General features: G+C 71.0%; 4 protein-coding genes and 2 pseudogenes. 1 reads left to right on the forward strand and 5 read right to left on the reverse strand.

What is annotated here, in order from left to right:
- Positions 1–427: pseudogene (locus AWZ10_RS10530) on the forward strand (amino acid permease); the annotation flags it as partial.
- Between the two features lie 555 nt (positions 428–982).
- On the opposite strand, the gene AWZ10_RS10535 reads toward AWZ10_RS10530, so the two are convergent.
- The 5 genes and pseudogenes from AWZ10_RS10535 to AWZ10_RS10555 form a co-directional block, all read right to left on the reverse strand.
- Positions 983–1,381, reverse strand: a complete 399-nt coding sequence (locus AWZ10_RS10535) for a YccF domain-containing protein (RefSeq protein WP_046707052.1) — start codon at positions 1,379–1,381, stop codon at positions 983–985.
- Positions 1,378–2,241, reverse strand: a complete 864-nt coding sequence (gene htpX, locus AWZ10_RS10540) for a zinc metalloprotease HtpX (RefSeq protein WP_046707051.1) — start codon at positions 2,239–2,241, stop codon at positions 1,378–1,380. Before htpX ends, AWZ10_RS10535 begins: the two co-directional genes overlap by 4 nt.
- A gap of 162 nt (positions 2,242–2,403) precedes the next feature.
- The gene (locus AWZ10_RS10545; protein ID WP_060890934.1) at positions 2,404–3,957 is read right to left on the reverse strand and encodes an NADH-quinone oxidoreductase subunit N; all 1,554 of its coding nucleotides are present in this window, start codon (positions 3,955–3,957) and stop codon (positions 2,404–2,406) included.
- A 5-nt stretch (positions 3,958–3,962) separates the two neighbouring features.
- On the reverse strand, positions 3,963–5,546 hold the full coding sequence (locus tag AWZ10_RS10550) for a complex I subunit 4 family protein (protein WP_060890935.1): 1,584 nt from the start codon (positions 5,544–5,546) through the stop codon (positions 3,963–3,965).
- Positions 5,547–5,552: 6 nt separating this feature from the next.
- Positions 5,553–5,946 (reverse strand): annotated as a pseudogene (locus tag AWZ10_RS10555) (NADH-quinone oxidoreductase subunit L); the annotation flags it as partial.

Genomic DNA, 5,946 nt, shown 5'->3' on the forward strand with positions numbered 1-5,946 from the left:
CGCCGTGGCCGCGCTCGGGTCGCTGCTGGCGCTCATCCTGGGCGTCTCCCGCACCACCCTCGCCATGGCCCGGGACCGGCATCTCCCGGGCGCCCTGGCCGCCGTGCACCCTCGCTTCCAGGTGCCGCACCGGGCGGAGCTTGCTGTCGGTGCCGTGGTCGCCGTGCTGGCCGCCACCGTCGACGTCCGGGGCGCGATCGGGTTCTCCTCCTTCGGAGTCCTCGCGTACTACGCGGTCGCCAACGCGTCCGCCTGGACGCTGAGTTCCGCGCCGGTGTCCCGAGTGGTGCCGGCGGTCGGGCTCGTCGGGTGCGCTGTCCTGGCCTTCGCGCTGCCCGCGCTGTCGGTGGGCGTGGGCGCCGCTGTGCTGGGCGTGGGGGCGGCTGCGTACGGCGTACGGCGGTGGTGGGCGGGCCGGAGCGGTTGAACGAGGGCGTTCGGTCGACGCGTACGGCGATGCGGTGCTCGGTGAAGAAGGCGACCGGTCCCCGATGGTGTCCGGGTGGATGCCGACGCAGGGTGCGGGGTCAGGCGTACGCGGGCGAGGCGTACGCGGGCGACGTGGGCGACGTGCCGGGCCAGAGTGAGGGGGCGAAGTGGCGCCGAAGGCGCAGATGGCGGCCCCGCCATCGGTGACGTGGTGGTCGTCGAGGACGAGTACGTCCTCCAGGTACCACTCGTGGACCGGCTCGCCCCGCGCACCGAGGATCTCCGGGACCGGGGAGGCCGCGGGGCGCGAAGCCGTCGGCACGCGCGCGTGAGGGCCGCTTCCCGTTCGTCCTCGGGGGCGCGGCCGAGGAGTTCGTACGTATCGCTCGGTGGGTGGGGGCGGGCCGCCGAGGAGGTTGTCGGTGGTCGTGCGGGTGGCCCTGGTCCCGTCGGGCCCTCCTCGGCGTGGGACTCGGCCTTTCGCGTCGCAGTAGGACAGCAGGACGTACTTCGGCCGCTCCGTGTCCCCGCCCCCTCCGGGGGTGTGCCGCGGCTACCAGCGCTGCTGGGCGAACGGCTGGTCCGAGCGGACGATCTCGCGGCCCAGGGGCATCAGCGAGACCGGCACGAGCTTGAAGTTGGCGATGCCGAAGGGGATGCCGATGATCGTGACGCAGAGCACGAGGCCCGTGAAGATGTGCGTCAGCGCCAGCCACCAGCCCGCCAGGAGCAGCCACAGGATGTTGCCGACGCAGGACGGCGCGCCCGCGTCGCGGCGCTCGACGGCGCTGTACCCGAAGGGCCACAGGGCGTAGACGCCGATGCGGAACGAGGCGATGCCGAACGGGATGCCGATGATCGTGATGCACAGAAGCAAGCCTGCGAACAGGTAGCCGAGGAAGAGCCAGAAGCCGCTGAGGATCAGCCAGATGATGTTCAGAATGGTCTTCACTGGGGGCGACCTGCCATCTTCTCGAGTCGGGCGATGCGTTCCGCCATCGGCGGATGTGTCGAGAACATTTTGGAGAATCCCCGGCCCGGCCGGAAGGGGTTCGCGATCATCATGTGGCTCGCGGTCTCGATCCGGGGCTCCGGGGGCAGCGGCAGCTGCTTGGTGCCTGTTTCCAGTTTGCGAAGGGCACTGGCGAGGGCAAGTGGATCACCGGTGAGCTGGGCGCCGGAGGCGTCCGCCTCGTACTCCCGGGAGCGGCTGATCGCGAGCTGGATGACGGACGCGGCCAGTGGGCCGAGGATCATGATCAGCAGCATGCCGAGGAGGCCGGGGCCGTCGTCGTCGTCCGAGCGGCCGATGGGGATCAGCCAGGCGAAGTTCACCAGGAACATGATCACGGAGGCGAGGGCGCCGGCGACCGACGAGATGAGGATGTCCCGGTTGTAGACATGGCTCAGTTCGTGGCCGATGACGCCGCGCAGCTCGCGCTCGTCGAGCAGGCGGAGGATGCCGTCGGTGCAGCACACGGCCGCGTTGCGCGGGTTGCGGCCGGTCGCGAAGGCGTTCGGGGCGTCCGTCGGGGAGATGTACAGGCGGGGCATGGGCTGACGGGCCTGCATGGAGAGCTCGCGGACCATGCGGTACAGCGCCGGGGCCTCGAACTCGCTGACCGGGCGGGCGCGCATCGCGCGTAGAGCCAGCTTGTCGCTGTTCCAGTACGCGTACGCGTTCGTGCCGAGGGCGACGACGACCGCGATGATGAGGCCCGTACGGCCGAAGAGGCTTCCGATGACGATGATGAGTGCGGACAGTCCCCCGAGGAGTACGGCGGTCCTGAGCCCGTTGTGCCGGCGGTGCACGGTACGCCCTCCAAGTCGTGCGGCAGGGGAACCCTTTGCTTGCTGCTGCTGTTGACTCCACCTCTCAGTGGACCCTCCCGTACTGGTCAACGCCAGGCGGGGGGTACTAGTTCCCTTGTGCGCGCGGCCCGGCCGGTGGGCCGTCCGGGTGAGGGCGGCTCGCTAGAAGAGGCCGATGCCGGCGAAGCGCAGGACGAGCTGGGGTGCGCCGGACAGGGCGATGCCGACGATTCCGGTGAGGGCGAGGGCGACGGTCAGGGGGGCCGGGACGCGGTGCGGTCCTGGTTCGCCCACGGTTTCGCCTTCGCCCTCCCGCGCGCGGAACAGCAGGGCCGTCCACTGGAGGTAGTAGAAGAGGGCGATCACCACGTTGACGGCCATGACGACGGCGAGCCAGCCGAGTCCCGCGTCGACCGCCGCCGAGAAGACGGTGACCTTGGCGAACAGGCCGATGATGCCCGGCGGCAGCCCGGCGAGGCAGAGCAGGAAGAAGGCCAGGAGCAGGGCGGAGAGGGGGTTCGACGCGTAGAGGCCCCGGTAGTCGCTGAGGCGGTTCAGGGTCTTCCTGCGGCCGACGAGGGCGGCCACGGCGAAGGCGCCGAGGTTCACGGCGGCGTACATCAGGGCGTAGGCGACGGTGGAGCCGACGGCCTTCTCGGCGTCGTCGGTGTTGTCGGCGTACGCGGCCGCCGCGAGCGGTACGAGGAGGTAGCCGGCCTGGCCGACGGAGGACCAGGCGAGCAGCCGGACCGCGCTGTACGCGCGCGTGGACCGCTGTTTGAGGGCACCGAGGTTTCCGACGGTCATGGTGAGGGCGGCCAGGGCGGCGAGGGCGGGGCCCCAGACGTCGGCGTACGACGGGAGGGCGACGACGGTGATGAGGATCAGCCCGGAGAAGCCGACCGCCTTGCCGACGACCGACAGGTAGGCCGCCACCGGCAGGGGGGCGCCGACGTAGGTGTCGGGGACCCAGAAGTGGAACGGTACGGCCGCCGTCTTGAAGGCGAATCCGATGAGGGTGAGGACGACACCGGCCTGGGTGACGGTGTGGAGCTGGCCGTCGACGTTCTGGATCCGGTCGGCGATCTCGGTGAGGTACAGGGTGCCTGTCGTGGCGTAGATGAAGCTGATGCCGAGCAGGCTGACGGCGGTGGCGGTGACGGACGACAGGAAGAACTTCAGGGCGGCCTCGGAGGACCGTCTGTCGCCGAGCCGGATGCCGACGAGGGCGAAGGCGGGCAGGGAGGCGACCTCCAGGGCGACGACGAGGGTCGCGAGGTCGCGGGAGGCGGGCAGGAGCGCGGCGCCCGCGGCGGACGACAGCAGCAGGAACCAGAACTCCCCTGCGGGGAGCTCCTTCTTCTCGTCGTTCAGGGCCGTCATCGACAGCAGGGCGGTGAGGAGGGCGCCGCCGAGGACGAGGAACTGGACGACGAGGGTGAAGCGGTCCGCGGTGTAGCTGCAGACGTCCGGGTCGCCGGTCAGGCAGAAGGTGGCGCGGTCGCCGTCCAGGAGGGGCAGGAGGGCCAGCAGGGAGACCGTGAGGCCCGCCACGGAGGCCCAGCCGAGCAGCGCCTTCCTCGCGTCACCCAGGAAGAGGTCGGCGACGAGCACGGCGAGGCCGACGACCGCGGCGATCGTGGGGGCCGCGATCGCGAGCCAGTCGACGGACTGGACGACGGATTCGGCCAGGGCCTGGGTCGGCTGCTGGGCCACGGGGCTCAACGGGTGCCTCCTGCGAGGAGCTGCTGCACGGCCGGATCGGACAGACCGAGGAGGGCCGCGGGCCAGAGGCCGGCGAGGACGGTGAGGGCGACGAGCGGGGTCCAGGCCGCGAACTCGTACGTCTGTACGTCCGCGAGCCGCGGCCCCTCCTGCGGTTCCTGCGGTGCGGCGCCCATGCAGACGCGGCGGACCACGATCAGCAGGTACGCGGCGGTGAGGAGCGTGCCGAACGCGGCGATCGTCATGAAGGTGAGGAAGGCCGGGCGGCTGAGGCCCTCGGCGGGCTCGAACGCGCCGAACAGCGCCAGCATCTCGCCCCAGAACCCGGCGAGCCCCGGCAGTCCGAGGGAGGCGACGGCGGCGAAGGCGATCAGGCCGCCGAGGCGCGGGGCCCTGCCGTAGAGGGCGGCTCCGGTCTCCCGCGCGAGGGTGTCGAGGTCGGTGGTGCCGGTGCGGTCCTTGAGTGCGCCGACCAGGAAGAACAGCAGGCCGGTGATGAGGCCGTGGGCGATGTTGGCGAACAGCGCGCCGTTCACGCCGGTCGGGGTCATCGTGGCGATGCCGAGGAGCACGAAGCCCATGTGGCCGACGGAGGAGTACGCGATGAGGCGCTTGAGGTCGCCCTTCGCGCCCTGCCGGGCGAGGGCGAGGCAGGCGAGGGATCCGTAGATGATGCCGACGACCGCGAAGGCGGCGAGGTACGGCGCGAAGGTGCGGAACCCGTCGGGTGTGATCGGCAGCAGGATGCGGACGAACCCGTAGGTGCCCATCTTCAGCAGGACGCCGGCCAGCAGGACCGAGCCGACGGTCGGGGCGGCGGTGTGGGCGTCCGGCAGCCAGCTGTGCAGCGGCCACATCGGGGTCTTCACCGCGAGCCCGATCCCGATCGACAAAGCGGCGATGACCTGCACGGACGTGGTCAGTTCGGGGTGATTGTCAGTGGCGAGTGCCACCATGTCGAATGTGCCCGCCCTGAGTCCGATCAGGAGCAGGCCGAGCAGCATGACCACGGAACCGAGCAGGGTGTAGAGGATGAACTTCCAGGCGGCCTGAGTGCGTTGCTCACCGCCCCAGCGGGCGATGAGGAAGTACATCGGGATGAGCACCATCTCGAACGCGAGGAAGAACAGCAGCAGATCGAGGACGGCGAAGGTCGCGAGGGTGCCGGATTCGAGGACGAGCAGCAGGGCGACGAAGGCCTTCGGGGACGGACCCTTGGGCATCTTGAAGTAGGAGTAGAGCGCGCAGAGGAAGGTCAGCAGCGCGGTCAGGACCAGAAGGGGGAGGGAGATGCCGTCGATGCCGAGGTGGATGCGCACGTCGAGTGCGGGGATCCAGCTGATGTCCGTGCTGGCCTGCATCCTCGACGGCTGGTCGTGGTCGAAGCCGAGCGTGAGGACGAGCGCGGCGATGAGGACCGCGCCGGTCACGGTGATGCCGTGGCGGAGCACGGCCTGCTCGGGTGACTTCCCCTTCAGTCCGGGCGGGGCCGGCAGGAGAGCGGCGGCGGCGCCGATGAGCGGGCCGACGACGATCAACGCCAGAAGGACCTGCATCACGGACTCGTTGATATCGATCACGCCTGCTCACGCTCCCGTGGCGACGACGAGGGCGGCGACCACCAGGACGACGGTGCCGGCGAGCAGCGCGCTCACATAGGTCTGGATGTTGCCGGTCTGGGCGCGGCGTACGGCCGTGCCCAGCAGGCGGGGCAGGGCGCCCGCGCCGTGGACGTAGGTGTCGACGACCTCGCGGTCGAGGAACCGGACGAGACTCGCGCCGGCCTGGACCGGGCGGACGAAGAGGGCCGAGTACACGGCGTCGAGGTGGAAGCCGACGGCGGCGTGGCGGTGCAGCGGGCCGAGCAGGAGACGGCCCGGGTCCGCCGGGTCGGGTGCCGAGGCCACGCTCCCGTAGGCGGGGGTGTGGCCGGCGATGGCCTCCGCCTCGACTGTGGCGGCGCCCGCCTCGGGGTGGGCC

Source organism: Streptomyces europaeiscabiei (assembly GCF_001550375.1).
Classification (GTDB): domain Bacteria; phylum Actinomycetota; class Actinomycetes; order Streptomycetales; family Streptomycetaceae; genus Streptomyces; species Streptomyces europaeiscabiei.